24 protein-coding genes and 1 tRNA gene are annotated in these 23,564 nt (G+C 66.5%); 15 read left to right on the top strand and 10 right to left on the bottom strand.

The genetic code is table 11. From position 1 onward, the window contains the following. The coding region (locus ACHFFA_RS01710) for a laccase domain-containing protein (RefSeq protein ID WP_394269112.1) at nucleotides 1–332 on the bottom strand (332 nt) is incomplete at its 3' end. Nucleotides 333–338: 6 nt separating this feature from the next. Further along, nucleotides 339–2,990 (bottom strand): aminopeptidase N, encoded by a 2,652-nt coding sequence (pepN, locus tag ACHFFA_RS01715; protein ID WP_394269113.1) that lies wholly within the window; start codon nucleotides 2,988–2,990, stop codon nucleotides 339–341. A gap of 43 nt (nucleotides 2,991–3,033) precedes the next feature. Here pepN and ACHFFA_RS01720 point away from each other — a divergent pair, with 43 nt between their 5' ends. After that, on the top strand, nucleotides 3,034–3,852 hold the full coding sequence (locus ACHFFA_RS01720; RefSeq protein WP_394269114.1) for an SDR family NAD(P)-dependent oxidoreductase: 819 nt from the start codon (nucleotides 3,034–3,036) through the stop codon (nucleotides 3,850–3,852). Here ACHFFA_RS01720 and ACHFFA_RS01725 read toward each other — a convergent pair. Both ACHFFA_RS01725 and ACHFFA_RS01730 read right to left on the bottom strand, forming a co-directional pair. After that, nucleotides 3,803–4,747 carry a DMT family transporter gene (locus tag ACHFFA_RS01725; protein WP_394269115.1) on the bottom strand — a complete coding sequence of 315 codons (945 nt, stop codon included), beginning with the start codon at nucleotides 4,745–4,747 and terminating at the stop codon, nucleotides 3,803–3,805. The two genes, ACHFFA_RS01720 and ACHFFA_RS01725, sit on opposite strands and share 50 nt — an antisense overlap. Further along, a complete protein-coding gene (locus ACHFFA_RS01730; protein ID WP_394269116.1) occupies nucleotides 4,744–5,739 on the bottom strand; it encodes a threonine aldolase family protein in 996 nt (331 codons plus the stop codon). The genes ACHFFA_RS01725 and ACHFFA_RS01730 overlap by 4 nt, the downstream gene beginning before the upstream one ends. 52 nt (nucleotides 5,740–5,791) lie before the next feature. Between ACHFFA_RS01730 and ACHFFA_RS01735 the strand changes: the two genes are divergently transcribed. Continuing rightward, complete coding sequence (locus ACHFFA_RS01735; protein ID WP_394269117.1) at nucleotides 5,792–6,082, top strand: GNAT family N-acetyltransferase; 291 nt, start codon at nucleotides 5,792–5,794, stop codon at nucleotides 6,080–6,082. Here ACHFFA_RS01735 and ACHFFA_RS01740 read toward each other — a convergent pair. The 4 genes from ACHFFA_RS01740 to ACHFFA_RS01755 all read right to left on the bottom strand — a co-directional run bounded on the left by ACHFFA_RS01740 (nucleotide 6,079) and on the right by ACHFFA_RS01755 (nucleotide 9,425). Continuing rightward, nucleotides 6,079–7,602, bottom strand: coding sequence for a PH domain-containing protein (locus tag ACHFFA_RS01740; RefSeq protein ID WP_394269118.1), 1,524 nt, complete (start codon nucleotides 7,600–7,602; stop codon nucleotides 6,079–6,081). The genes ACHFFA_RS01735 and ACHFFA_RS01740 overlap by 4 nt on opposite strands. Next, on the bottom strand, nucleotides 7,599–8,111 hold the full coding sequence (locus ACHFFA_RS01745; protein ID WP_394269119.1) for a PH domain-containing protein: 513 nt from the start codon (nucleotides 8,109–8,111) through the stop codon (nucleotides 7,599–7,601). The genes ACHFFA_RS01740 and ACHFFA_RS01745 overlap by 4 nt, the downstream gene beginning before the upstream one ends. Next, nucleotides 8,108–9,277 (bottom strand): acyl-CoA dehydrogenase family protein, encoded by a 1,170-nt coding sequence (locus tag ACHFFA_RS01750; RefSeq protein ID WP_394269120.1) that lies wholly within the window; start codon nucleotides 9,275–9,277, stop codon nucleotides 8,108–8,110. The genes ACHFFA_RS01745 and ACHFFA_RS01750 overlap by 4 nt, the downstream gene beginning before the upstream one ends. 73 nt (nucleotides 9,278–9,350) lie before the next feature. Next, nucleotides 9,351–9,425, bottom strand: a tRNA-Thr gene (locus ACHFFA_RS01755). Nucleotides 9,426–9,537: 112 nt separating this feature from the next. Between ACHFFA_RS01755 and ACHFFA_RS01760 the strand changes: the two genes are divergently transcribed. The 9 genes from ACHFFA_RS01760 to ACHFFA_RS01800 are packed head-to-tail and all read left to right on the top strand — an operon-like array spanning nucleotide 9,538 to nucleotide 17,344. Continuing rightward, nucleotides 9,538–9,690, top strand: a complete 153-nt coding sequence (locus ACHFFA_RS01760; protein ID WP_394269121.1) for a hypothetical protein — start codon at nucleotides 9,538–9,540, stop codon at nucleotides 9,688–9,690. A gap of 33 nt (nucleotides 9,691–9,723) precedes the next feature. Then, nucleotides 9,724–10,410, top strand: coding sequence for a 2,3-diphosphoglycerate-dependent phosphoglycerate mutase (gene gpmA, locus ACHFFA_RS01765; RefSeq protein WP_394269122.1), 687 nt, complete (start codon nucleotides 9,724–9,726; stop codon nucleotides 10,408–10,410). Between the two features lie 2 nt (nucleotides 10,411–10,412). After that, entirely contained in the window at nucleotides 10,413–10,898 is a 486-nt protein-coding gene (gene purE, locus ACHFFA_RS01770) for a 5-(carboxyamino)imidazole ribonucleotide mutase (RefSeq protein ID WP_394269123.1), read from the top strand. After that, nucleotides 10,895–11,965 carry a 5-(carboxyamino)imidazole ribonucleotide synthase gene (locus tag ACHFFA_RS01775; protein ID WP_394269124.1) on the top strand — a complete coding sequence of 357 codons (1,071 nt, stop codon included), beginning with the start codon at nucleotides 10,895–10,897 and terminating at the stop codon, nucleotides 11,963–11,965. Before purE ends, ACHFFA_RS01775 begins: the two co-directional genes overlap by 4 nt. Then, nucleotides 11,962–12,450, top strand: coding sequence for a dihydrofolate reductase (locus ACHFFA_RS01780; protein WP_394269125.1), 489 nt, complete (start codon nucleotides 11,962–11,964; stop codon nucleotides 12,448–12,450). The genes ACHFFA_RS01775 and ACHFFA_RS01780 overlap by 4 nt, the downstream gene beginning before the upstream one ends. Beyond that, nucleotides 12,450–13,391 carry a bifunctional riboflavin kinase/FAD synthetase gene (locus tag ACHFFA_RS01785; RefSeq protein ID WP_394269126.1) on the top strand — a complete coding sequence of 314 codons (942 nt, stop codon included), beginning with the start codon at nucleotides 12,450–12,452 and terminating at the stop codon, nucleotides 13,389–13,391. The genes ACHFFA_RS01780 and ACHFFA_RS01785 overlap by 1 nt, the downstream gene beginning before the upstream one ends. Next, nucleotides 13,384–16,398 carry an isoleucine--tRNA ligase gene (locus tag ACHFFA_RS01790; protein WP_394269127.1) on the top strand — a complete coding sequence of 1,005 codons (3,015 nt, stop codon included), beginning with the start codon at nucleotides 13,384–13,386 and terminating at the stop codon, nucleotides 16,396–16,398. Before ACHFFA_RS01785 ends, ACHFFA_RS01790 begins: the two co-directional genes overlap by 8 nt. Then, the gene (lspA, locus tag ACHFFA_RS01795; RefSeq protein WP_394269128.1) at nucleotides 16,395–16,931 is read left to right on the top strand and encodes a signal peptidase II; all 537 of its coding nucleotides are present in this window, start codon (nucleotides 16,395–16,397) and stop codon (nucleotides 16,929–16,931) included. The genes ACHFFA_RS01790 and lspA overlap by 4 nt, the downstream gene beginning before the upstream one ends. Then, nucleotides 16,928–17,344, top strand: coding sequence for a DUF3035 domain-containing protein (locus tag ACHFFA_RS01800; protein ID WP_394269129.1), 417 nt, complete (start codon nucleotides 16,928–16,930; stop codon nucleotides 17,342–17,344). The genes lspA and ACHFFA_RS01800 overlap by 4 nt, the downstream gene beginning before the upstream one ends. A gap of 25 nt (nucleotides 17,345–17,369) precedes the next feature. Here the strand turns inward: ACHFFA_RS01800 and ACHFFA_RS01805 are convergent, their stop codons facing one another. Next, the gene (locus ACHFFA_RS01805) at nucleotides 17,370–18,695 is read right to left on the bottom strand and encodes a hemolysin family protein (protein ID WP_394269130.1); all 1,326 of its coding nucleotides are present in this window, start codon (nucleotides 18,693–18,695) and stop codon (nucleotides 17,370–17,372) included. A gap of 192 nt (nucleotides 18,696–18,887) precedes the next feature. On the opposite strand from ACHFFA_RS01805, the gene ACHFFA_RS01810 reads away from it, so the two are divergent. After that, nucleotides 18,888–19,589, top strand: a complete 702-nt coding sequence (locus ACHFFA_RS01810; protein ID WP_394269131.1) for an OmpA family protein — start codon at nucleotides 18,888–18,890, stop codon at nucleotides 19,587–19,589. Between the two features lie 54 nt (nucleotides 19,590–19,643). Here the strand turns inward: ACHFFA_RS01810 and ACHFFA_RS01815 are convergent, their stop codons facing one another. Then, nucleotides 19,644–20,432, bottom strand: a complete 789-nt coding sequence (locus tag ACHFFA_RS01815) for an inositol monophosphatase family protein (RefSeq protein ID WP_394269132.1) — start codon at nucleotides 20,430–20,432, stop codon at nucleotides 19,644–19,646. Nucleotides 20,433–20,549: 117 nt separating this feature from the next. Here ACHFFA_RS01815 and sucC point away from each other — a divergent pair, with 117 nt between their 5' ends. From sucC to ACHFFA_RS01830, 3 genes are read left to right on the top strand one after another with little or no spacing between them, the layout of a single operon-like run. Then, nucleotides 20,550–21,746 carry an ADP-forming succinate--CoA ligase subunit beta gene (gene sucC, locus ACHFFA_RS01820; RefSeq protein WP_394269133.1) on the top strand — a complete coding sequence of 399 codons (1,197 nt, stop codon included), beginning with the start codon at nucleotides 20,550–20,552 and terminating at the stop codon, nucleotides 21,744–21,746. A gap of 60 nt (nucleotides 21,747–21,806) precedes the next feature. Further along, on the top strand, nucleotides 21,807–22,553 hold the full coding sequence (locus ACHFFA_RS01825; protein WP_394269134.1) for an electron transfer flavoprotein subunit beta/FixA family protein: 747 nt from the start codon (nucleotides 21,807–21,809) through the stop codon (nucleotides 22,551–22,553). A gap of 23 nt (nucleotides 22,554–22,576) precedes the next feature. Continuing rightward, complete coding sequence (locus tag ACHFFA_RS01830) at nucleotides 22,577–23,509, top strand: electron transfer flavoprotein subunit alpha/FixB family protein (RefSeq protein ID WP_394269135.1); 933 nt, start codon at nucleotides 22,577–22,579, stop codon at nucleotides 23,507–23,509. Nucleotides 23,510–23,564 lie beyond the last annotated feature (55 nt).

Below are 23,564 nucleotides of genomic sequence, written 5' to 3' on the forward strand. Positions count from 1 at the left end.
GCGGCGACCGCGTTGCCGATGATGCCGCCCTGCGCTCCGCGCCAGCCGGCGTGGACTGCGCCGATGATGCCGGCGCGGATGTCGGCAAGGAGGATCGGCGCGCAATCGGCGGTGACGATGTGCAGCACCAGCCCGGCCCGCCCGGTTACCAGCCCGTCCGCCTCGACCGGCTGGTCCGGCGCCTCTTCGGCGGTGATCACCCGTGCCGAATGTACCTGCCTCAGCGTGACGTCCCGCCCGCCGGCGACAAGCATGCCGGGGGCAAGGCCATCTTTGAGCGAAAAGCCATGCGGGACCGTGTCCAGCAGCGCAGATCGGATCGGCGGGCTCATGGCCGGTCAGCCAAGCGAACGCATGACCTGTTCGGCCGTATCCCGCGACAGCACCGGGCTGGCGGCAAGCCGTTCGAGTTCGCCCCGCATAAGGCCGGCGCGACCCGGTTCGATCCGGCGCCAACGCCCGAGCGGCGGCACGAAGCGCGCCGCGGTCTGCGCGTTGCGGGGATCGAGGGCGAGAATGAGGTCGGCAATCATCCGATACCCCTCGCCGCTCGCCGCATGGAACGCCTGCGGGTTGCCGGCGAATGCCATGTACAGCGCCCGCACCCGGTTGGGATTGTCGAGCGTGAAGTCGGAATGTTCGGCCAGCGCCTTGACATGCTCGATCGCTTGCGGATGGAGCGATCCCGCCTGCAGCGCGAACCACTTGTCGATCACCAGCGCATTGCCGCGATAGCGATTGTAGAAGTCGATCAACGCCGCCGTGCGCTCCGCCGTGTCGAGCCCGGTCAGCACCATCAGTGCGCCCTGCCGGTCGGTCATGTTGTCGGCGCCGTGATATTGGCGGGCGGCAAGCTCTGCGGCGAGTTCGGCGTCGCTGGCGGCAAGATAGGTCAGCACCAGTGTCTTGACCTTGCGCGCACCCTTTGCCGCACTGTCGAGCGAGAAAGGCACGCCGGCAACCCGGTCGTAGGCATTGCGCAGCTGCGATGCCAGCAGACCGCCCAAATCGGCCTTGAGCAACTCGCGCGCGGCATGGATGCGGCCCGGATCGGCTACCTCCATCTGCTCGGCCAGATAGGACTGGCTCGGCAGCATCATCAACTCCCCGCGCATCAGGTCGTCGAGCGCGGGATCGGCAAGAACCTTGTCCACGGCGCCCGCAATATCGGCAAGGGCCCCTTCACGCTCGTCATCACCGGCATTCCCGGTGATTTCCGTCACGAGATAGCCGGTAACGAGTTCCTGCATCGCCTCGAAGCGGGCGAACGGATCATCGTCCGTGGCCGCAAGAAACACGAGATCCTCGCGCGGGATCGTGCGCTGGATCGTCACCGGGGCGGAAAACCCGCGATTGATGGACAGCACCGGGGGCTTCTCAACTCCCTCGAAACGAAAGTCCTGCTCGGCGCGGTCGAGCACTACCAGCTGCTCGCCCGCATGGGCGCCGGTGTCGCGATCGAACAGGGCAAGGCGCAGCGGGATGGGCATAGGCTGCTTGTCGGGCTGGCCGGGCGTCGCCGGGACCGATTGCCGCAGGGTCAGGCACGCCGCAGTCCCCTCGTGCGACTGGGTGACGGTGACCCGCGGCGTCCCCGCCTGCGAATACCATAGCCGGAACTGTCGCAGGTCGAGGTCGGCGCCATCCTCGATCGCGGCGACGAATTCCTCGCAGGTTGCCGCTTCGCCGTCATGGCGAGTGAAATAGGTATCGGTTCCGCGCCTGAACCGCTCTTCGCCCGCCATCGTGCGCATCATGCGGATGACCTCGGCGCCCTTGTTGTAGATCGTCGAGGTATAGAAGTTGCTGATTTCTCGGTAGCTGTCGGGGCGGATGGAATGCGCGAGCGGACCCGAATCCTCGGGAAACTGCACCCCGCGAAGGATGCGCACATCCTCGATCCGCTTGACCGGGGCGCTGCCCATGTCCTGGCTGAACAGCTGATCGCGAAGGACCGTAAAGCCTTCCTTGAGGCTGAGCTGGAACCAGTCGCGGCAGGTGATGCGGTTGCCCGACCAGTTGTGGAAGTATTCGTGGGCGATCACCCCTTCGACCGCGTCGAAATCCCCGTCGGTTGCCGTCTCGACATCGGCGAGGACGTACTTGGTGTTGAAGACATTCAGTCCCTTGTTCTCCATCGCGCCCATGTTGAAATCGCTGACCGCGACGATGTTGAATAGATCGAGATCGTATTCGCGGCCAAACGCCTCCTCGTCCCATTTCATCGAGCGCTTGAGGCTCTCCATGGCGTGTTCGGTGCGCGCCAGATCGCCTTCGCGAACCCAGACGTTCAGCGTGACCTCGCGCCCGCTCATCGTCGTGAAGCGGTCGGTCCGGGCGACAAGGTTACCGGCGACCAGCGCGAACAGATAGGACGGTTTGGGCCAAGGGTCGTGCCATTCGGCCCAGTGATTATCGCCGTCCTCGCCGGTCGCGATCTCGTTGCCATTGCTGAGCAGGATGGGGAATTGGCCCCGCGGCCCACGCATCACCACGGTATAGGTGCTGAGCACATCCGGCCGGTCGGGAAAGAAGGTGATCCGGCGAAAGCCCTCGGCCTCGCACTGGGTGCACAGCATCCCGTTCGAGGCGTAGAGGCCCATCAGCTGCGAGTTTCGCGCCGGCATGATATCGGTCACGATGCGGATTTCGTGCCGCCCCGGCGAAAGCGCGATCACGAGGTCGTTGCCCTCGATCGTATCATCGGTCCGCTGCTGCCCGTCGACCGCAAGATCGACCAGCGTCAACCCATCGCCGTTGAGACGGATGGAGCGCGCAGGATCGGCCGATGGATTGGGTTCGACTTCCAGCGTGGCGATCACCCGCGTCGTCTCGATCCCGAGCGCGAACTCCAGCCGGGTGGCCGGGACGAGCCATGGGAACGGCCGATAGTCCGCTCGCCGGATCTCGGCCGGTTGCTGCGGCTGGGGCGCGGCATCGGCGAGATACGGGTTGCCGTCGGGCGCGGCGGGGGTACGGGCAATGTCCATCAAAAATCCTGTGCTGAGAGGCGTCAGAGTCTATTACGCATCGATGCCCCAAATGTTCATATTCGGTCTCGGCTATTCCGCCCGGTTTCTGGCGTCCGCGCTGGCGGCGGAGGGATGGACCATCGCCGCCACCGGCTCTGCCGGCACGGTCGCCTTCGACGATACAGACGCGGTCCGTCACGCGCTTCGCGCCAGCACCCATGTGCTGAGTTCGGTCCCTCCGGCAGCGGGCGGCGATCCGGTCCTCGACCTGTATGGGAACGCGCTTGCAGGTCGCTGGCTTGGCTATTTGTCCTCGACCGGGGTCTATGGCGATGCCGGCGGCGCATGGGTGGACGAGGCCAGCCCTGTCCGTCCCACCGCCCGGCCGGCGCGCGCCGAGGCCGATGCGGCCTGGCTGGCGCTGGGGGCGCGAGTGTTTCGTTTGCCCGGCATCTACGGCCCCGGTCGCAGCGCCATCGACCGGGTGCGCGGCGGCACCGCTCACCGCATCGCGATCGAGGATCAGGTCTTCAGCCGCATCCATGTCGAGGATATCGTCGGCGGGATCGTCGGCTCGCTGGCGACCGGCGCGCCGCCCGGGGCCTACAATCTTGCCGACGATCTGCCCTCGAGCCAGAATGCCGTCATCGAGGAAGCGTGTCGCCTCCTGGGCACGGTGCCGCCGCCGCTCCAGTCGATGGACGAGGCCGGGCTCGGGCCGATGGCGCGCAGCTTTTATGCCGACAACCGCCGGGTCGCCAATGGCCGGGCGAAGCGGATGCTCGGCTGGAGGCTGCGCTATCCGACCTATCGCGACGGCTTGGCCGCGATCATGGCTCGGGCACGGCCCGCCGGGGCGGAGGCGCCGAGCGTCCCTTGAGGGCGACGACCATGCCCCCCAGCACCAGCACGGCGCCGGCGGCCGGGAGCAGGCCCCAGGCAAAGCCTTCGAAGATGGTCGACAGGATCATCGCGATGACCGGGACCACCACGCTCGAATAGGCGGCCTGCCCAGCACCGACCTTGCGCACCAGCCCGTAATAGAGGGGGAACGTCACTACCGAGCCGAGCAGGCCGAGGTAGATCGTGCCCAGCGCATAGCTTGGCCGCAGGTCGACCACCGGCAATCCTGCCGTTGCCAGCGCGGCCGCAGAATTGATCGCAACGCTCCACGCCATTCCCCAGGCGAGCAGGGCGATGAAGGGTTGCCGCCGTGCCCCGTCCATGGCCTGGGCGATATTGGCACAGCTGGCGGAAAGAATGCCGGCAAGGGTCAGCCCCGCCCCCAGCAGCACCTCCGAAAGGCCCGCGGGCGAAACGCGGTATTCCTGGGCGAACAACAGGGCCACGCCGATGGCTGCGATCGCCGAACCGGCCACGAAACGCCGGGTTATCGGCTGCTTGAGAAACAGCCGGCCGAGAATCGCGTTGGGTACCACCAGCAAGGCGAACATCACCGCCACGAGGCCGGACGTCACGAACCGCTCGGCATTGTAGACGAAGGTGAAGTTGAGGGTGAACTGCATCAGGCCGAGCACGAAGGCCCACATCTGTCCCCCCGGATGAAGGCGCAGGGGTTCGCGGCGGATCGCGGCCAGCGCGAACATCCCCACCGCCGCCACGATGAAGCGATAGGCGATCGACCATTGGGCGGGCACGGTCGAGATCTGGTCCCGTATGACCAGCCAGGTGCCGCCCCAGATCAGGCTGACAAGCACGAACGCCGCCAGATTGCGCGGGTTCAGCAGGCTGTCTTCGCCGCGCAAGCCGCTCACAGGCTGGCGATCGCCTTCGCCAGCGCCCCGGCATCCTCGCTCCGGGTGTTCCAGGCGGTGACGAAGCGCGCCGCCTCCGCCCCCCAGTCGTAGAAACCGAAGCCCTGCGCTCGCAGGGTCTCGCGCTCGGCCGCAGTGCAGCGCACGAACAATTCGTTCGCCTCGACCGGGTGAAGCAGGCGGCCGGCGCAACTTTGCGCGATCTCGGTCGCCGCGGCATTGGCGGCCCGCGCGCTGGTCAGCCACAGATTGTCGGCCAGCATCGCCTTAAGCTGCGCGGCGAGGAAGCGCCCCTTGCTCTGCAAATGCCCGGCACCCTTGCGGCGATAGCGCGCGACGTCGGCAAGAGACGGATCGAAAAAGACGATCGCCTCGGCGCTCATCGCACCGTTCTTGACGCAGCCGAAACTCAGCGCGTCGACGCCATTCACCACCTCGCCGGGGGCGACGCCGAGATGCACCATCGCATTGGCAAAGCGTGCGCCGTCCATGTGGAGCCTGAGGCCCCGCGCCTTCGCCAGGGCAGCGATCTCGCCGATCTCGGCCGGGGTATAGACCCGGCCGTATTCAGTCGCCTGGGTGATGGAGATCGCGTGCGGCTGGACCTGATGCACGTCGTCGCGGATCGGGTCGATCACCGCCGCAATGGTCTCGGGCGTCAGTTTAGCGCCCTCGCCCTGCGCCAAAAGCAACTTGGCACCATGAAGGTAGAAGCCCGGCGCACCGCCTTCGTCCATCTCGATATGCGCTTCCTTGTGACAGACCACGGCGCCATGCGGCGGGACCATCGCCGCCAGCGCCAGGCAATTGGCAGCGGTTCCGGTGGCGACCCACAGGACTGCGCACTCGCGCCCGAATACGTCGCCGAAGCGCGCATCGAGATCGGCGCTCAGCGCGTCGCCGTCATAGGGCGTGTCGCTGGCATCGGCGGCATGCATCGCGTCCCACACGGCAGGATGCACGGGGGCGGAATTGTCGGACAGGAATTGCATCGGAACGCCCCTAGCGAGGCCCGCGTTGCTTGCACAGAAAGGATATCCGGCAATGCAGCAAATCGAAATCCAGCACGAGGAAGGCGCCGGCAGGGGCCGCTATTACGCAAAGGTCGACGGCGCCCCGCGCGAGGCGGAACTGACCTGGGTGGAGCGCGGCGACGTGCGCCATGCAACCCACACCTATGTCCCCGACGAGGCACGGGGCCAGGGGCTTGCCGAACAGCTCGTCAAGGCCATGCTCGCCGATGCCCGGGACGGCGGTTTCCGTATCGCCCCCGATTGCTCCTACGTCGCCACCTATTTCCGCCGGCATCCCGAACTGGCGGAATTGCGGGCCTAGTTGACCGCGGAAAAATCCCGCCGGCCCATCGCCTCGAGCAAATCGCGGCGCAGGCGCTGGGCCGCCGTGTGCTCGATCCCGCGCAGGGTAAGCGGCATGCCCGCAATGCCGACGGTCAGATCGGCATAGCCCAGCCGCCGGGCAAGCGGGCTGCGCGACACCTCGACGGTTTGCAGCTTCTCGCGCCAGCCGATGATGAGCAGCGGCGCAAGCCAGCCGGTGCGCACGTGATAGAATTCGCGATCGATCCGATAGCGCGTCAGGAGCATCGAGGCGGTCAGGCGGAGCGAACGCCACAGACCGATCGCCACCAGAAGCACGACCGGTAGCGGGCCACCGAGGAACCCGCCGGCTGCGGACAATCGCTGAGAGGCGATGGCGACGAGGGCGAAGAACAGCCACACGGCGATGCGTCCCGCGCCAGCGGCATAGGCGGCGGCCGGCGACAGGCGGTGCCAGCCGCCCCCGTCGCCCGCGGTGTCGACCCCGACCTCCTGCCCCAGAGCCAAGACCTCCCCCCGCGTCGCCAGCGGGGCGATCTGGTGATGGGCGGCGCCCGCATCGCCCGCCAGGCTGACGAGCGACAGGTCGTACCACCCCCAGCGCCTTCGCACCGCCCCGGTTCCGCGGACTACGGCCTGTACCCGGCGAACCGGCACCGTGACGTCGGTACGGCTGACGAGCCCCCGGCGCCGGCGCAGACCGCGCGGCGTCCGGTCGAGCCGGAAACCCCATTCGCGCAAGGCCGTGCGCACGATCCCGGTGGCAACGCCGAGCAGTGCGAGGATGACCAGCAATCCGGCCAATCCGATGACCTGCGCCAGCAAACCGAGCTGGGCCAGCCAGGCACCGGGTCCGGCAAGCCGGCGCTCCCAGTCCTCCACATCCCACGGATCGAACGGCAGGAACTCGTCATACTGGGCAATGAAGGCCGCCGCCGCGCCGAAGATCACCAGCGAGAAGTTGAACAGGCCAAGAAGCAGCACCCGCCTCGGCGACATCGCATAGAGCGGCGGATGGTCCTCTTCGCTTTCGGCCGCCTGACCGCTGGAGACATGCCCCGACCGGTCGCGCACGCCGGCGCGCAGCCGCTCGCCCTCGGCCAGCGAAAGGTAGGACAGCGTCAGGTCGTCACCTTCTCCGGCGCCGGTCTCGAACGTCAGCGCGACCAGGCCGAACAGGCGCGGCAAGGCGGTTTGGGTCAGCGCGACGTCCTGGATCCTGTCGTAGGGAACGCTGCGCACGTGACGCGAAAGGAGGTTTCTCGTCACCCGGATTTCACCGTCCGCGACCACATAGGTGGTCTGCCACCAGGCGATGAAGGAGAAGACGGCAGAGATCGCGATCCCCGCGATCGCCATGGCTGACGCGATGGCGACGAATTCATCGTCCCCGGACCGCGAAACGATCAGGGCCACGGCGGGGACCAGACCCAGGCGCAGCGCGGCGATCGCCTGCACGACGAAGCTGCGCGGATCGGTCCGCCGCGGTTCGGTCACCCGCGGGGCCGGCGGGTTCACCGCATGATCTCGCGCATGCCCGCGCGCACCTCGTCCCGCAGCACGATGGCATCGTCATGCGACAACCCCTCGAGCACGACCGAGGCATTGTCGGTCCCCGCGGTATGCAGAACCAGGGTGGCAAGATCGTTCGCCCGTTCGAGCGGCTTCTGCGTCACGTCGATATGCTGCACCCGGCCAAGCGGAACGGTGATGTCGGAATGCCGCCATACCCCCCTGACGGTTCGCAATCCGTCCTGCTCGAGGCGGTACCCGCGCGAGGCGTATTGCCGGCCGGGGAGGAGCATCACCATGACAAAAGCCAGGACCAGCGCCGGCCCGACAAGGACGAATCCGGCAAGATCGGCGAGGTTTTCCGCGGTGCCCGCAGCGAGCAGCAGCACCAGGCTGCGGATTGCGGCGCGGATGCGGAGCAGGCGGCGAAACCGCGGGTCGAGCGGGGTGAAGCCTTGCGGCAGGATCCCCCTGTCAACGCCGTCCTCTTCGCCGGGCAGCGTATCCGCCGTCATCGGCGCTGATCGAAGCGCCGGCCGAGCAGGGCTGCCGCGATATTGGTGCGCTGCACGTCGGTCGTGCCGCCGGCGATCCCCCAGGCGAACGAATCGCGCACCCGCTGCTCCATGCCGTAGTCCTTGTGATAGCCATAGCCGCCCATCAGTTGCAGACCGTTGGCGGTCACGCTGCGGACCATTTCATTGGCAAAGCATTTGGCCAGGCTGCTTTCATAGGCGCTGGGCAACCCGTCTGCGCTGTGCGCGGCATTGGCGGCAGCGCGGTAGATGAGAAGGCGCGCGGCATCGACCTGCATCGCCATTTCGGCCAGCCGCAATTGCACCGCCTGGAAATCCGCGATCGGCTTGCCGAACGCCTTGCGTTCCTCGACATAGGCACATGCCTGTTCGAGCGCGCCCGCAGCAAGCCCGAGCGATTGTGTCGCATTGCCGCATCGTTCGAGCCCGAACGCACTCATCAGCCGGCCGAACCCACCAGCCTCGATGATCAGATTGCTCTGCGGCACGCGAACCTCGTCGAAGACGATGTCGCGCGTTTCGATCCCGCGGAAGCCCATCAGTTCCTCGCGCTGGCCGAAGCTGACGCCGGGCATCTCGCGGTCGACCAGCAGCGCACCGATGCCCTTCGCCCCCGGGGCATCCGCAAGACGGGTATAGACCACGTAGTAGCGGGCGTGCCCCGCCCCGCTGGTCCAGCGTTTGGTGCCGTCGAGGACATAGTCCGACCCGTCCAGCCGGGCGCGGGTGGAAAGGTCGGTCAGCGCGGTGCCGGCATCGGGCTCCGACATCGACACCGCTACCGTCGCCTCGCCTGCGACGACCTTGGGAATGATTGCCTCTTTCAGCGCATCGCTGCCGAAGCGCTCGATGGTGCGGACCGGGCCGACCAGCGCCTCGAAGACCGGGAAGGCTACCGCGTTGGACACCATCGCAAACTGTTCGAGCACCAGCAGCGCCTCGAAGTGGCCTAGCCCCAAGCCGCCGTAATCTTGCGGAAGATTGACGCCAAGGAAGCCCATTTCGCCATAGCGGCGGACCATTTCGGCCGGGACGGGGAAATCCTTGTCCTCCATCTCGCGCGCCAAGTCCGGCAATTCCTTGCGGGCAAAACTGCGCGCGGCCTGCTGAAGCTCTCGCTGTTCGTCGGTAAGGCGGAAATCCATCTCGTTCTCCCTCGGCCAACAGGTGCCGCGCGGGGCCGGCGGGTGCAAGGCGAAAGGGCAGGGAGAAGAAGAATGGTGCTGCTGGGGAGGATTGAACTCCCGGCCTCACCCTTACCAAGGGTGCGCTCTACCACTGAGCTACAGCAGCAACGGGCCGCGGGCGACGCCGCCCATGGCCAGAGGCGCGCGCTATTGTCGCCTGCCTGCGCAAAGTCAACCTCCGCTTGAACGAGGCGACGTTTTTGGCAAAGGCCATGCCCATGACCGGAACCCTCAGGACCAGCCGCGAAGACCGTCTCGCCGCCAAGCTGCGCGAGAACCTGCGCCGCCGCAAGGCGCAGGGGCGGGCACTGGGCGAAGCGCCTTCATCCGATTCGGATCGCCCGCTTCCAAACGGCGACGCGGACGGCTAACGCCTGCCCGTCCACCCGTCATACGGAGCGTCAATGTCCAAACTCGTCCTTCTTCGTCATGGCCAGAGCGAATGGAACCTCGCCAACCGCTTCACCGGCTGGTGGGATGTCGACCTCACCCCGCAGGGCGTGGACGAGGCGCGCGCCGCCGGGCGGCTGATGAAGGACAAGGGCGTATTGCCGACGACCTCGTTCACCAGCCTGCAAAAGCGCGCGATCAAGACGCTCAACCTGGCGCTTGAGGAATGCGACCGGCTGTGGATTCCGGTCAAGCGCGACTGGCGCCTGAACGAGCGGCATTACGGCGGCCTCACCGGGCTCGACAAGCAGCAGACGCGCGACCTGCATGGCGAGGAACAGGTGCATGTGTGGCGCCGCAGCTTCGACGTGCCGCCGCCCGATCTCGCGCCCGGGGGCGAGTTCGATCTTTCCGCCGATCCCCGCTATGCCGGTATCGCCATTCCGCAGACCGAAAGCCTCAAGCTTACCATCGAGCGGGTGCTGCCTTATTGGGAAGCGGCAATCCTGCCCGAACTGATACGCGGGGAAAACGTCATCATCTCGGCCCATGGCAACAGCCTGCGGGCACTGGTCAAGCACCTCTCCGGCATCTCCGACGAGGCGATTACCGAACTCGAGATCCCGACCGGCCAGCCGATCGTCTACGACTTTGACGGCGGATCGGTTGCTGGTGAACGCTATTACCTGAAGGACCGCTGATCATGCCGGCTAGGGTCGCAGTGGTGATGGGCAGCCAGTCCGACTGGCCAACCATGAAATGCGCGGTCGACGTGCTCGACGAACTCGGGGTCGACAGCGACGTCCGCATCGTCTCGGCCCATCGTACGCCGGAACGCATGTTCGACTTTGCGCGCGGGGCGGACGCTGCGGGTCTGGCAGTAATCATCGCCGGCGCGGGCGGCGCGGCGCACCTGCCCGGCATGATCGCCGCGCTGACCCATGTTCCGGTGCTGGGCGTGCCCGTGCAGTCGAAGGCGCTATCGGGCGAGGACAGCCTGCTATCGATCGTGCAGATGCCCGCCGGGGTGCCGGTCGGCACGCTCGCCATCGGCGAGGCGGGGGCGACCAATGCGGGACTCCTCGCCGCAGCGATCCTGGCGATTGGCGATCCGGCACTGGCCGGGCGGTTGAAGGCGTGGCGCAAGGCGCGAACCGACGCCGTCGCCGAACGGCCCGACCGGCCATGACCGCCAGCCTTCCGCGCGGCTCGACCATCGGCATCCTCGGCGGCGGACAGCTTGGCCGGATGATGGCCGCCGCCGCCGCGCGCCTAGGGTATCGCTGCATCGGCTTCGCGCCCGAGGGCGACAATGTCGCCGCCGCCCTGTGCGACGAGTTCGTCACCGCCGAATGGAACGATGCCGAAGCGCTCGCCCTCCTTGCCGCGGCCTGCGATGTCGTGACGCTCGAATTCGAGAATGTCCCGGTCGAGGCCGCGCAGGCGATCGGCGAGGGCAAGCTCTATCCGCCCCCCGCCGCATTGGAGACGGCGCAGGACCGGTTGATCGAAAAGCGCTTCGTCGAAAGCCTCGGCGGGCGGCCGGCGCCCTTCGCCCCGGTCGACACCCCCGCCGACCTGGAGGCGGCGCTGGCGCGAATCGGCATGCCCGCGATCCTCAAGACCCGGCGCGAAGGGTATGACGGCAAGGGCCAGTGGCGCCTGCAATCGCCTGCCGATGCGGGCGCGATCGACATCGGCGATGGCGGGCTGATCCTCGAAGGCTTCATCCGCTTCGAGGCGGAATTTTCCGTCATCCTCGTGCGCGGGCAAGATGGCGAGATGCGCAGCTGGTCCTCCACCCGCAATGTCCACGAGGACGGCATCCTCGCGGCGACCCATTACCCCGCCGGTGCGCTGGTCGAAGATCAGGTGGCAGAAGCCGAGGCGCTTGCCCGCAAGGTTGCCGAGGCACTCGATTACGTCGGCGTCCTCACGCTAGAGTTCTTTGCGACGGCGGATGGCCCGGTGTTCAACGAGATGGCTCCGCGGGTTCATAATTCGGGCCACTGGACGATCGAAGGCGCGGTCACCAGCCAGTTCGAGAACCATATCCGCGCGGTTGCCGGCCTGCCGCTCGGCGAGACGCGCGCGGTCGCGGCGGAACGGATCGAGATGCGCAATCTTCTCGGCCGGGAGATCGAACGGGCGCAGGACCTGCTCGAGCAGGCGGACACCCATTTGCACGATTACGGCAAGCGCGAGGTCCGCGAAGGGCGCAAGATGGGCCACGTCACCCGGCTCGTCCGCGGATGAGTCTCGGCTGCATCTATGCGCGGGCGGCGAACGGCGCGATCGGAAAGGATGGCGGCCTGCCCTGGCACCTGCCGGGGGATCTGAAGCATTTCAAGGACATGACCATGGGCAAGCCGATGATCATGGGCCGCAAGACCTTCGAAAGCCTGCCTGGCCTGCTCCCCGGGCGGCGGCATATCGTCCTCACCACGCGAGCAGGGTGGGAGGCGCCGGGCGCCGCCACGGTTCGTTCGCCGGGCGAGGCGCTGAGCGAGGTCGGCGACGAGGATGCCTGGGTCATCGGCGGGGCGGCCGTGTTCGCGCTGTTCCTGCCTCTGGCCGACCGGGTCGAACTGACCCAGATCGATCGTGCCTACGAAGGCGATGTCTTCATGCCCCCGCTCGGCCCCGAGTGGCATCTGGCAGGGCAGGAGGACCACTCCGCCCGGGGCGGGCAGCCGGCCTATGCCTTCCTGAGCTACATCCGAGCCGGGCGGGACGCCTGATGCGCTTCCTCGATCACCGCGAGCCGTTGCCGCCGAGCTTGCGCGGCGCGATCATCGCGCTCGGCAATTTCGACGGCTTCCATCTTGGCCATCAGGCGGTCGCGGACGAGGCGACCCGGTGGGCCCGGGCCGAGGGTCGCCCGGCGATCATCGCCACCTTCGATCCCCACCCGGTGCGCTGGTTCCGCCCCGATGCCGAGCCGTTCCGGCTGACCACGCTGGAGCAGCGGCAGGAGCTCTACCTCGCCGCCGGGGCGACCGCGATGCTGGTGTTCCATTTCGGGGCCGAGCTTGCCAACACCTCGGCCGAGGATTTCGTCCGTGTGCTGCTGGCAGAGCGTCTCGGCGCTGCGGGGGTGGTGACGGGAGAGGATTTCACTTTCGGCAAGGGCCGCACAGGCAATCGCGCTGCGCTCGACGCGCTGGGCCGCGAGGTCGGCATCGCATCGCGCGCGGTGCCTGCGGTGATGGACGGCGGCAGGCCCGTCTCATCCAGCCGGGTGCGCGAGGCACTGCGTTCGGGTGACCCGCAGGAGGCAGCGCGCCTGCTCACCCGCCCCTTCGCCATCCGCGGCGTGGTCCAGCATGGCGACAAGCGCGGGCGGACCATCGGCTATCCCACCGCCAACCTTTCGCTCGAGCACTATCTGCGGCCCCGATACGGCATCTATGCAGTGACCGGACGGGTGCTGGCGACCGGCGAGATCCTGCAGGGCGCGGCCAACATCGGGGTGCGCCCCCAGTTCGATCCCCCCAAGGAGCTGCTCGAGCCGCATTTCTTCGACTTTTCGGGCGACCTTTACGGGCAGGAAATCGAAGTCGCCTTCCACCATTTCCTGCGCGGAGAAGCGAAGTTCGACAGCCTCGAGGCGCTGATCGCGCAGATGGACAAGGATTGCGAGGCTGCCCGCCATCTTCTAAGCGCCCGCGGCCATGACTGATGCTCCGCCGCCCGCCCGCGACTATCGCGACACGGTCTTTCTGCCGAAGACCGACTTCCCGATGAAGGCCGGCCTGCCGCAGAAGGAGCCGCAGATCCTCGCCCGCTGGGAGGAGCAGGGGCTCTACCGCCAGCTGCGCGAGGCGCGCGAGGGGCGCGAGAAGTTCATCCTTCACGATGGCCCGCCCTATGCCAATGGCGACATGCATATCGGCCATGCGCTCAACCGCATCCTCAAGGACATGGTGGTGCGCAGCCAGAGCCTCCTGGGCAAGGACGCGCCCTTCGTGCCCGGCTGGGACTGCCACGGCCTGCCGATCGAATGGAAGGTCGAGGAACAATACCGCAAGCAGAAGCGCGACAAGAAGGACGTGCCCCCGGCCGAGTTCCGGGCCGAGTGCCGCGACTACGCCGCCCACTGGGTGAACGTGCAGCGCGAGCAGCTGAAACGCCTCGGCCTGATGGCGGATTTCGACAATCCCTACCTCACCATGCAGTTCGAGAGCGAGGCGACCATCGTCGCCGAGCTGATGAAGTTCGCGGAAGCCGGCAATCTCTATCGCGGATCGAAGCCGGTGATGTGGTCGCCGGTGGAGGAAACCGCGCTGGCCGAAGCCGAGGTCGAATACGAGGACATCACCTCGACCCAGATCGACGTGGCGTTCGAGATCGTGGAGTCGCCGATCCCCGAACTGGTCGGCGCGCACGCAGTTATCTGGACGACGACGCCGTGGACGATCCCGGTGAACCAGGCTTTGGCCTATGGGCCGGAGATTGACTACACGCTCTACGAAATTATTCCAATTTTCGATTGTGCCGAAGAAGATCGGGAGCCTTATGAAAAGGCTCTTAAAGCAATCTTCCCACTCAGCTTTTCGCAAGTTTTGATTGCGATGGACAGAGAGGGTGATTTTCTAAATCGGCTTCTGAAGGCGTTCCAAAATATCTCGGTGCCCGGTTTCGAAGGGATCCAGGTCGATACGATCATACTGGACGAAGTTCCTGTCGCCCAAATCGGAGCAGTTGGTTCCTACCCAAGTTTCAAAGGCTCCGACCTCGCCGGAACGGTCGTGCGTCACCCGATGCACCATCTCGGCGGGTTCTACGCCAAGCCGCGCCCGCTGCTCGCGGGCGATTTCGTCACCACCGATAGCGGCACCGGCCTCGTCCATATGGCGCCCGACCACGGTGAAGACGACTTCCTGCTGTGCCGCACCCACGGCATCGAGCCGGTCTTCGCGGTCATGGGCGACGGGCGCTATCGCGACGACTGGGCATGGCTCGGCGGCAACGACGAGCGCCGCCGCGCGGTGATCAACAAGGCTTTCAACGCGCCTGATGGACCGATCTGTTCGGATTTGCGCGAAGCCGGCGCGCTGCTGGCCGCGAGCGAGGATTACCAGCATTCCTACCCCCATTCGTGGCGCTCGAAAGCCAAGGTGATCTATCGCTGCACGCCGCAGTGGTTCGTGCCGATGGACAAGCCCTTGCCCGTCACCCCAGCGGAAGCTGGGGTCGCTGGCGGCGAAGGCGCTGATCCGGAAACGATCCCAGCTTCCGCTGGGATGACGCTGCGTGAAACCGCCCTCGCCGAGATCGACCGCGTCCGCTTCTACCCCGAAAAGGGCCGCCGGCGCATCGGCTCGATGGTCGAAGGCCGGCCTGACTGGGTTCTCAGCCGCCAGCGCGCCTGGGGCGTGCCGATCACCCTGTTCGTGCGGCCGGACGGCACCTATCTGCAAGACCCCGCGGTCAATGCCCGCGTGGTCGACGCCATCCGCCAGCACGGGGTCGATGCCTGGGACGAAAGCCGCAAGGCGGAGTTCCTCGGCCCCGACCACGACCCAGCCGGGTTCGAGATGGTCACCGACATTCTCGACGTGTGGTTCGATTCTGGCTGCACCCACGCCTTCACTCTCGAAAGCGGGCGCTGGCCCGAACAGCGCTGGCCCGCCGATCTTTACCTTGAAGGCAGCGACCAGCATCGCGGCTGGTTCCAGTCCTCGCTGCTCGAAAGCTGCGCCACGCGGGGCCGCGCGCCATATGACGCCGTCCTGACCCACGGCTTCACCATGGCGAGCGACGGCAAGAAGATGTCGAAGAGCCTCGGCAACACCATCGACCCGCGCAAGGTCATGGAACAGTACGGCGCCGACATCATCCGCCTGTGGGCGCTTTCGGTCGACTTTACCGAAGACCACCGCATCGGGGACGAGATCCTCAAGGGTGTGGGCGATCAGTACCGCCGCCTGCGCAACACCTTCCGCTATCTCCTCGGTGCGCTCGACGGGTTCGTCGGTGACATGGGCGACATGGGGGTGGTGCCCGAACTGGAACGCTATGTCCTCGCCCTTCTCGCCGAGCTCGACGGCAAACTGCGCGCCGCGCTCGAAGCCTATGACTTCAACACCTATACCCGCCTGCTGATCGATTTCTGTAACGACGATCTCTCGGCGTTCTACTTCGATATCCGCAAGGACAGCCTCTATTGCGACGGGCCGGAAAGCGACCGGCGCAATGCCTATCGCACCGTGCTCGACATCCTGTTCCATGCGCTCGTACGTTACGCCGCGCCGGTGCTGGTGTTCACCGCGGAAGAAACCTGGACGACCCGTTACCCCGAGGGCGGCAGCGTCCATCTGCTCGAATGGCCGCAGGTGCCCAGGGTCACCGCCGACGCGGAGCGGTGGCAGGCGTTGCGGGCCTTGCGCGAACAGGTGACCGAAGCGATCGAGCCGCTGCGCCGCGACAAGACCATCCGCTCCAGCCTCGAGGCCGAGGTCACGGTGCCGGCCGATGCCGTCCCCACCGGAGTCAGCGACGAGGATCTTGCCGAATTGTTCATCAGTGCGACAGTGACGCGCGGCGATAGCGCCGGCGTGATCGTGCAGCGCACCAGCGACAACAAATGCGGGCGCTGCTGGCGCCTGCTCCCCTCGGTGGCGGAGGATGGCGGCCTGTGCGATCGCTGCGCTGACGTGGTCGGTGACATGGATGCTGCAGCATGACCCCCGTCGTACGGAACCGCCTGATCGGGCTCGCTCTGGCGCTGGCGATTTTCGCGGTCGACCAGTGGGTCAAGTGGCATATCCTGTGGACGTTCAAGCTGCGCGAGCGCGGCGTGGTCGACCTGCTGCCCTTCTTCGACCTGCGCTGGACGCAGAATTTCGGCGTCTCGATGGGCATGTTCGAGGCGACCAGCGTCGAGGCGCGCTGGATCCTCGTTGGCGTTACCGCGCTGATCGCGGTGATGGTGACCATCTGGCTGCTGCGCGAGCGCAAGCTTGGCGATATTCTCGGCCTGTCGCTGATCCTTGGCGGGGCGCTGGGCAACATCAAGGACCGGTACGAGCTGGGCTATGTCATCGACTATGCCGACCTCCACTTCGGCGAGTTCCGGCCCTTCCTGATCTTCAACATAGCCGATGCTGCGATCACGATCGGTGTCGTCATCATCCTTGTGCGGGCGTTCTTCCTGCGCGATACCGATGACGAGGCGGCAGACGGCACATCGGCAGACGCCGCGGAGAGCACATCATGACTACCATCCCCCGTCTCGCCCTTGCGGCTGCGGCATCCGTCCTCCTGGCCGGGTGCGGCAGCGGCGGTTTTCTCAACCGCGAGCGTCCCGACGAGTTCGCCGTGCAGCGCCAGGCGCCGCTGGTGGTGCCGCCGGACTTCAACCTCGTCCCCCCGGCGCCCGGGGCCCCGCGCCCGGTGGAGGGCACTGCCGCACAGCAGGCGCTCGACGCCCTGTTCGGCGGGCCGGCCCCGCGCAGTGCAGTCGAGGGCGGCGTGATCAGCCGGGCCGGCACCGCCGATCCCGGGATACGCAGCGCGGTGGGCGACGCCGAAACCAACACCGTCGCCAAGGGCCGGGTCACGCAGGATATCGTCGCCGCCCCGCAAGGCGACGGGCAAAGCGCGCAGGCGACCATTCCCGACCAGCGCTGAGAGCCAGCCGGCAAGCGGGCCTGCCTCAGCCGTCATCGCTTTCTGCCCCCGCGGGGGGCTCCAGTGCCTGGATCAGCAGCTTGTCGATCCGCCGGCCATCGAGGTCGACGACTTCGAAACGCCAGCCCTGATCCTCGAAATGCTCGCCTTCCTGGGGCAGCTTCTTCAGCACCGCCAGCGCGTAGCCGGCGGCAGTCGCGAATTCGCGTTCTTCGCCATAGTCGAGCCCCAGCCTGTCGGCGAGCGTATCGGCCGATAGCGAACCCGAAATAAGCAGCGAGCCATCCTCGCGCTCGACGATGCCGGGCGCATCGTCGGGGTCCTGATCGCTGGCAAAGTCGCCGACCAGCGCCGTCAGCAGATCGACCGGGGTGACGATCCCGTCGAGATGACCGTATTCGTCATGGACCATCGCCATCGCGATTTCGGCCTGTTGCAACACCCGCAGAGCATCGACGGCGTCGAGCTGATCGGGCACCACCTCGGCCCGCTTCATCATGTGGGTGAGCTGCACCGGCTCGCCCATCACCTGTGCGGCCAGGATGTCGCGCACCTTGACGATGCCGAGCACCTTGTCCGGCGAACCTTCCGCCACGGGCAGCAGCGAATGGGGCGAGGATTCGATCGCGGTACGGATGGTCTCCTCGTCGGCATTGAGATCGAGCCAGTCGATTTCGGTCCGCGGCGTCATCAGTTCTCGAACCGGACGCTGGGCCAGCCGGACCACGCCCGCGAGCATCTGATGCTGTTCGTGCTCGATCACGCCATGACGGGTCGCTTCGGCAAACAGCATCTGCAGTTCCTCGGCGCTGACCCCGCCGTCCCCGCTGGGGCGAACGCCGAGCAGCCGCATCAAGAGGTTGGACGAGGCGTTGAGCAGCCACACCAGCGGCGCGGCCAAGCGGGCGATAAGCGCCATCGGACGCGACATCACGACCGCGATCGGCACCGCCAGCTGAAGGGCGACCTGCTTGGGCACCAGCTCTCCGACGACCAGGCTGAAATAGGTCGTCAGCGCGATGACCAGCGCAAACCCGGCCTGCTGCGACCACTCACCCGGCACCCCCAGCGCGGCCAGCCGCTCGCCCACGGGGCCGCCGAGGCTGGCTCCCGAATAGGCACCGGCGACGATGCCGACGAGGGTGATGCCGATCTGCACGGTCGACAGGAACTTGCCCGGGTTCGCAGCCAGGGACAGTGCGGTTTCGGCGCCGGCACTGCCCTTCTGAGCCGCGGCCTTCAGGCGCGCGGTGCGGGCTGATACGATCGCCAGCTCGCTCATGGCGAAGACGCCGTTGAGCACGATCAGTCCGGCGATGACGAGGAGGTCGGTCCAGGGGAAGGGGGTCACACGGCGGTCGCTAGCACAGAAAGGGCACTGTGCCACATCAGGATTATTCACCCGGCTCTGGGGCAGTTTCGACAGGAACAGGCTGGCCGCTCGCCAGTTTGAGGGGCGGAGGCGCGAGGTGGGCGCCATAACACGCGCCGGAGCACCCCGCCTCTTGCGGGGCGCAAGTCCGGTTAATCGGAGGATTATCCCATGAAGACTTCACGCATGTTTCTTGCCGGCATTTCGGCGGTCGCGCTGCTCGGCACCTCGGCCTGCGTCACCGATCCCAACACCGGCGAGCGCAAGGTTTCGCGGACCGTCCTTGGCGGCGCTGGCGGGGCGATCGCCGGCGGTCTGCTGGGCGGTGTGATCGGCGGCAAGACGGGGCGCATCATCGGTGCGGCAGCCGGCGGCGCAGCTGGCGGCTATGTCGGCTACCGCATGGACCAGCAGATCAAGGAATTGCGCGAACAGACCGCCGGATCGGGCGTCGACGTTACCGAAGTCGACGGGGGCGAGGCGATCCTCGTCAACCTGCCGGACGGCGTGACCTTCGCCACTGGCAGCTACACGATCAATCAGACCTTCCGCAACACGCTCGACCGCGTGGCCGAAAACCTCGTTCGGTACCCCAACAGCGTCATCGACGTGTACGGCTATACCGACACCACGGGTTCGGAATCGTTCAACCAGCGGCTTTCGGAGCAGCGCGCCCAGGCCGTGAGCGATTACCTCATCAGCCGCGGCGTCGCATCCTCGCGTATTCGCTGGCAGGGTTTCGGTGAGGACACGCGTTATGCCGTGGGTGACAACAACACCGCCGAGGGGCGTGCCCTCAACCGCCGGGTCGAGATCAAGATCCTGCCGTTCGACCAGAGCGATGTCGACGCCGCCCGGCGCGATCAGAACTGATCCTTGCACATTTCGTGATCGGGGGCCTTCCACCAGGAGGCCCCCTTTTTCGTGTCAGCTGGCCCCGATCGCGACCTGTGCGGCGCGGTCCGCCAACCGTGCCACGGCCTGGTCGTGAATTCGTGGAGCCGCGGCGATCAGGCCGAAGGCGCGCGGATCGCGCTTGTTGAAGTCGAGCTTGGCCCCCAGCGCATCGGTCACCATTGCCCCCGCCTCGCGCGCGATAAGAGCGGCGGCGGCGATGTCCCATTCGAAGCCCCAGCGCATGGTGGCGACCAGATCGGCCTCGTCCGCCGCCACCATGGCGACGCGCAGCGCGATCGAGTTGGGTTTGCTCACTGCGACGAGATCGCGGTCGACCCGCGGCAGCGAATCGGCGGGGACCCGCGCCTGCGCGAGCAGCTCGCGGCTCGAGGCGGCGAGCCGCTGGCCGTTGCGAAACGCCCCGGCAGCGGCCTTGGCCTGCCAGACCTCGCCTCGTGCCGGCGCGCACAGCATGGCGACCAGCGGCCGCCCGTTCGAGACCAGCGCAACCGATACCGCCCAACCGGCCCGACCGCGGATGAAATCGCGGGTGCCGTCGATCGGATCGACCACCCACACGAGGTCGCGGGCGATCCGGGCCGGATCGTCGATTGTCTCTTCCGACAGCCACGCCGCCGCCGGAAGGAGCGCGCCAAGCTCGCGCTTGAGGAAGGCATCGACGGCCAAGTCGGCATCGCACACCGGGTTGCCCGGGCTCTTGTCCCAGCTGCGCAGCGCATGCCCCGCCCCCGGCCACAGGCCATGGGCGATCCGTCCCGCTTCGGAGACGATCTGTTCGAGGCGGCGTTCATCGATCATCGAAGGCCGCGCGGTTGCACGCGAATGACGCACTTTTCAAGCGCGCCCGGCTATGCTTAGGCGACACGCATTCCCCTTTTTCATACCGGCCGCGGACCACCCGAAGGAACAGCGCAGATGAACATTCACGAATATCAGGCCAAGGAACTGCTCGCAAAGCACGGCATTCCGGTGCCCAAGGGCATTGCCGCGCTGACCGTCGAGGAAGCGGTCGAGGCCGCCCGGCAGCTTCCTGGGCCGCTATATGTGGTGAAGGCGCAAATCCATGCCGGCGGACGCGGCAAGGGCAAGTTCAAGGAACTCGGTCCCGATGCGAAGGGCGGTGTCCGGCTCGCCAAGTCGATCGAAGAGGTCGAGGCCGCGGCGAGGGACATGCTGGGCAACACCCTCGTCACGATCCAGACCGGCGACGAGGGCAAGGAGGTCAACCGCCTGTATGTCACCGACGGGGTGGACATCGGCAAGGAATACTACCTTTCGATGCTGGTCGACCGCGCGACCGGACGGATCGCCATGATCGCGTCGACCGAGGGCGGGATGAGCATCGAGGACGTCGCCCACGACACCCCTGAGAAGATCGTCACCATCACCATCGATCCGGCGCAAGGCTACATGCCGCACCACGGCCGCGCGCTCGCCTTCGGCCTGAAGCTGGAGGGTGACCTTGCCAAGCAGGCGCAGAAGCTGGGCAAGCAGCTGTACGACGCGTTCCTCGCGCTTGACTGCGAGATGATCGAGATCAACCCGCTGGCCGAATCGGACGGCAAGCTGATGGTGCTCGACACCAAGATGAGCTTCGATGGCAACGCGCTGTTCCGGCACAAGGACATCGAGGCCCTGCGCGACACGACCGAGGAGGACCCGGCCGAGGTCGAGGCAAGCGAGTACGACCTTGCCTACATCAAGCTCGACGGGAACATCGGCTGCATGGTCAACGGCGCCGGCCTCGCCATGGCGACGATGGACATCATCAAGCTCAATGGCGCCTTCCCGGCGAACTTCCTCGACGTCGGCGGCGGCGCCAGCCGCGAGAAGGTGACCGCCGCGTTCAAGATCATCCTGAAGGATCCGGCGGTCGAGGGCATCCTCGTCAACATCTTCGGCGGCATCATGAAGTGCGACGTCATCGCCGACGGGATCGTGGCGGCGGCGAAGGACGTGAACCTGTCGGTCCCGCTGGTCGTGCGGCTCGAAGGCACCAACGTCCAGCAGGGCAAGGATATCCTCGAGAACTCCGGCCTGCCGATCGTCAGCGCCAACGATCTGGGCGATGCAGCTCGCAAGATCGTCGCCGAGGTGAAGAAGGCCGCGTGACGGTTGACGCTTACGTAAAGGTGAGCTAGACCCCCGACACACACGAAGGAGCGTGAGCGCATGAAGATCCTCGTCCCCGTCAAGCGGGTGATCGACTACAACGTGAAGCCGCGGGTGAAGGCCGACGGCAGTGGGGTCGATCTTGCCAACGTGAAGATGAGCATGAACCCGTTCGACGAGATCGCCGTCGAAGAGGCGATCCGCATCAAGGAAGCCGGCAAGGCGGAGGAGATCATCGTCGTCAGCATCGGTCCGGCCAAGGCGCAGGAAACGCTGCGCACCGCGCTTGCCATGGGTGCCGACCGGGCGATCCTCGTCGAAACCGATGACGAGGTCGAACCCCTCGCGGTAGCCAAGATCCTCGCGGCGGTCGCGCAAGAGGAACAGCCGGGCATCGTGATGCTCGGCAAGCAGGCGATCGACGACGATTCGAACCAGACCGGGCAGATGCTGGCGGCGCTGATGAACCGGCCGCAGGGCACCTTCGCCTTCAAGGTCGAGGTCGAGGGCGACAGCGTGACCGTGCAGCGCGAAGTCGACGGCGGGCTCGAAACGGTCAAGCTCTCGCTGCCCGCGATCGTCACCACCGATCTGCGCCTGAACGAGCCGCGCTATGCCTCGCTGCCCAACATCATGAAGGCCAAGAAGAAGCCGCTCGATGTGAAGAGCCCGGCCGACTACGGCGTCGACACCGCGCCCCGTCTCACCACCGTGAAGGTCACCGAACCTTCGGTGCGCCAGGCGGGCGTCAAGGTCGATAGCGTCGATGCGCTGGTCGAAAAGATCAAGGCGCTGGGCCTCGCCTGAGGCAGCCGAAAGGATATCGCGACATGAATACCCTTCTTCTGGTCGAACACGATAACACGGCGGTCGCCGATGCCACGCTGAACGCGGTCACCGCTGCAGCCAAGCTGGGCGAGGTCACGGCGCTGGTCGCGGGCTCGAACTGCTCTGCCGCGGCCGAGGCGGCGGCAAAGATCGCCGGCGTCGCCAAAGTGCTCAAGGCCGACGATCCGGCCTATGCCAACCAGCTGGCCGAGAATGTCGCCCCGCTGGTTGCGCAATTGATGCAGGGCTACGATGCGTTCGTCGCCTCGGCCACCACCACTGGCAAGAACCTGGCCCCGCGGGTCGCGGCGCTGCTGGACGTGGCGCAGATCTCGGAAATCCTTTCGGTCGAGGGTGACAACACCTTCACCCGCCCGATCTATGCCGGCAACGCCATCGCCACGGTGAAGAGCAGCGATCCCAAGCTGGTCCTGACCGTTCGCGGCACCGCGTTCGACAAGGCTGCACCAGAAGGCGGTTCGGCCAGCATCGAGGATGTCAGCGGCCCCGGCGATACCGGCCTGTCGACCTTCGTCAGCCAGGAAATCGCGCAAGGGGGCGATCGGCCCGAGCTTACCAGCGCGCGGGTCATCGTCTCTGGCGGTCGGGCGCTCAAGGATGCCGACACCTTCAAGGAACTGATCATGCCGCTCGCCGACAAGCTCGGCGCCGGCGTCGGCGCGAGCCGTGCGGCGGTCGATGCGGGCTTCGTCCCCAACGACTATCAGGTCGGCCAGACGGGCAAGATCGTCGCCCCCGAGGTCTATTTCGCCATCGGCATTTCGGGCGCGATCCAGCACCTTGCCGGCATGAAGGATTCCAAGGTCATCATCGCCATCAACAAGGACGAGGACGCACCGATCTTCCAGGTGGCGGACGTCGGCCTGGTGGGCGACCTGTTCACCATCTTGCCGGAATTGACGCAGAAGCTCTGATTTTGAGTTGCGAAACATTATGCTAGCCTCCCGGGCACACTTCTCGGGAGGCTTT

It is taken from the genome of Qipengyuania sp. (assembly GCF_043423005.1).
In the GTDB taxonomy this organism is placed as follows: Bacteria; Pseudomonadota; Alphaproteobacteria; order Sphingomonadales; family Sphingomonadaceae; genus Qipengyuania.

Bases quoted from the DNA above. Each gene is read 5' to 3' on its own strand.
- pepN (WP_394269113.1), bottom strand. From the start codon at position 2,990: ATGGACATTGCCCGTACCCCCGCCGCGCCCGACGGCAACCCGTATCTC.
- ACHFFA_RS01720 (WP_394269114.1), top strand. From the start codon at position 3,034: ATGCCCCAAATGTTCATATTCGGTCTCGGCTATTCCGCCCGGTTTCTG.
- ACHFFA_RS01730 (WP_394269116.1), bottom strand. From the start codon at position 5,739: ATGCAATTCCTGTCCGACAATTCCGCCCCCGTGCATCCTGCCGTGTGG.
- ACHFFA_RS01735 (WP_394269117.1), top strand. From the start codon at position 5,792: ATGCAGCAAATCGAAATCCAGCACGAGGAAGGCGCCGGCAGGGGCCGC.
- ACHFFA_RS01745 (WP_394269119.1), bottom strand. From the start codon at position 8,111: ATGACGGCGGATACGCTGCCCGGCGAAGAGGACGGCGTTGACAGGGGG.
- ACHFFA_RS01750 (WP_394269120.1), bottom strand. From the start codon at position 9,277: ATGGATTTCCGCCTTACCGACGAACAGCGAGAGCTTCAGCAGGCCGCG.
- ACHFFA_RS01760 (WP_394269121.1), top strand. From the start codon at position 9,538: ATGACCGGAACCCTCAGGACCAGCCGCGAAGACCGTCTCGCCGCCAAG.
- gpmA (WP_394269122.1), top strand. From the start codon at position 9,724: ATGTCCAAACTCGTCCTTCTTCGTCATGGCCAGAGCGAATGGAACCTC.
- purE (WP_394269123.1), top strand. From the start codon at position 10,413: ATGCCGGCTAGGGTCGCAGTGGTGATGGGCAGCCAGTCCGACTGGCCA.
- ACHFFA_RS01775 (WP_394269124.1), top strand. From the start codon at position 10,895: ATGACCGCCAGCCTTCCGCGCGGCTCGACCATCGGCATCCTCGGCGGC.
- ACHFFA_RS01780 (WP_394269125.1), top strand. From the start codon at position 11,962: ATGAGTCTCGGCTGCATCTATGCGCGGGCGGCGAACGGCGCGATCGGA.
- ACHFFA_RS01785 (WP_394269126.1), top strand. From the start codon at position 12,450: ATGCGCTTCCTCGATCACCGCGAGCCGTTGCCGCCGAGCTTGCGCGGC.
- ACHFFA_RS01790 (WP_394269127.1), top strand. From the start codon at position 13,384: ATGACTGATGCTCCGCCGCCCGCCCGCGACTATCGCGACACGGTCTTT.
- lspA (WP_394269128.1), top strand. From the start codon at position 16,395: ATGACCCCCGTCGTACGGAACCGCCTGATCGGGCTCGCTCTGGCGCTG.
- ACHFFA_RS01800 (WP_394269129.1), top strand. From the start codon at position 16,928: ATGACTACCATCCCCCGTCTCGCCCTTGCGGCTGCGGCATCCGTCCTC.
- ACHFFA_RS01810 (WP_394269131.1), top strand. From the start codon at position 18,888: ATGAAGACTTCACGCATGTTTCTTGCCGGCATTTCGGCGGTCGCGCTG.
- ACHFFA_RS01815 (WP_394269132.1), bottom strand. From the start codon at position 20,432: ATGATCGATGAACGCCGCCTCGAACAGATCGTCTCCGAAGCGGGACGG.
- sucC (WP_394269133.1), top strand. From the start codon at position 20,550: ATGAACATTCACGAATATCAGGCCAAGGAACTGCTCGCAAAGCACGGC.
- ACHFFA_RS01825 (WP_394269134.1), top strand. From the start codon at position 21,807: ATGAAGATCCTCGTCCCCGTCAAGCGGGTGATCGACTACAACGTGAAG.
- ACHFFA_RS01830 (WP_394269135.1), top strand. From the start codon at position 22,577: ATGAATACCCTTCTTCTGGTCGAACACGATAACACGGCGGTCGCCGAT.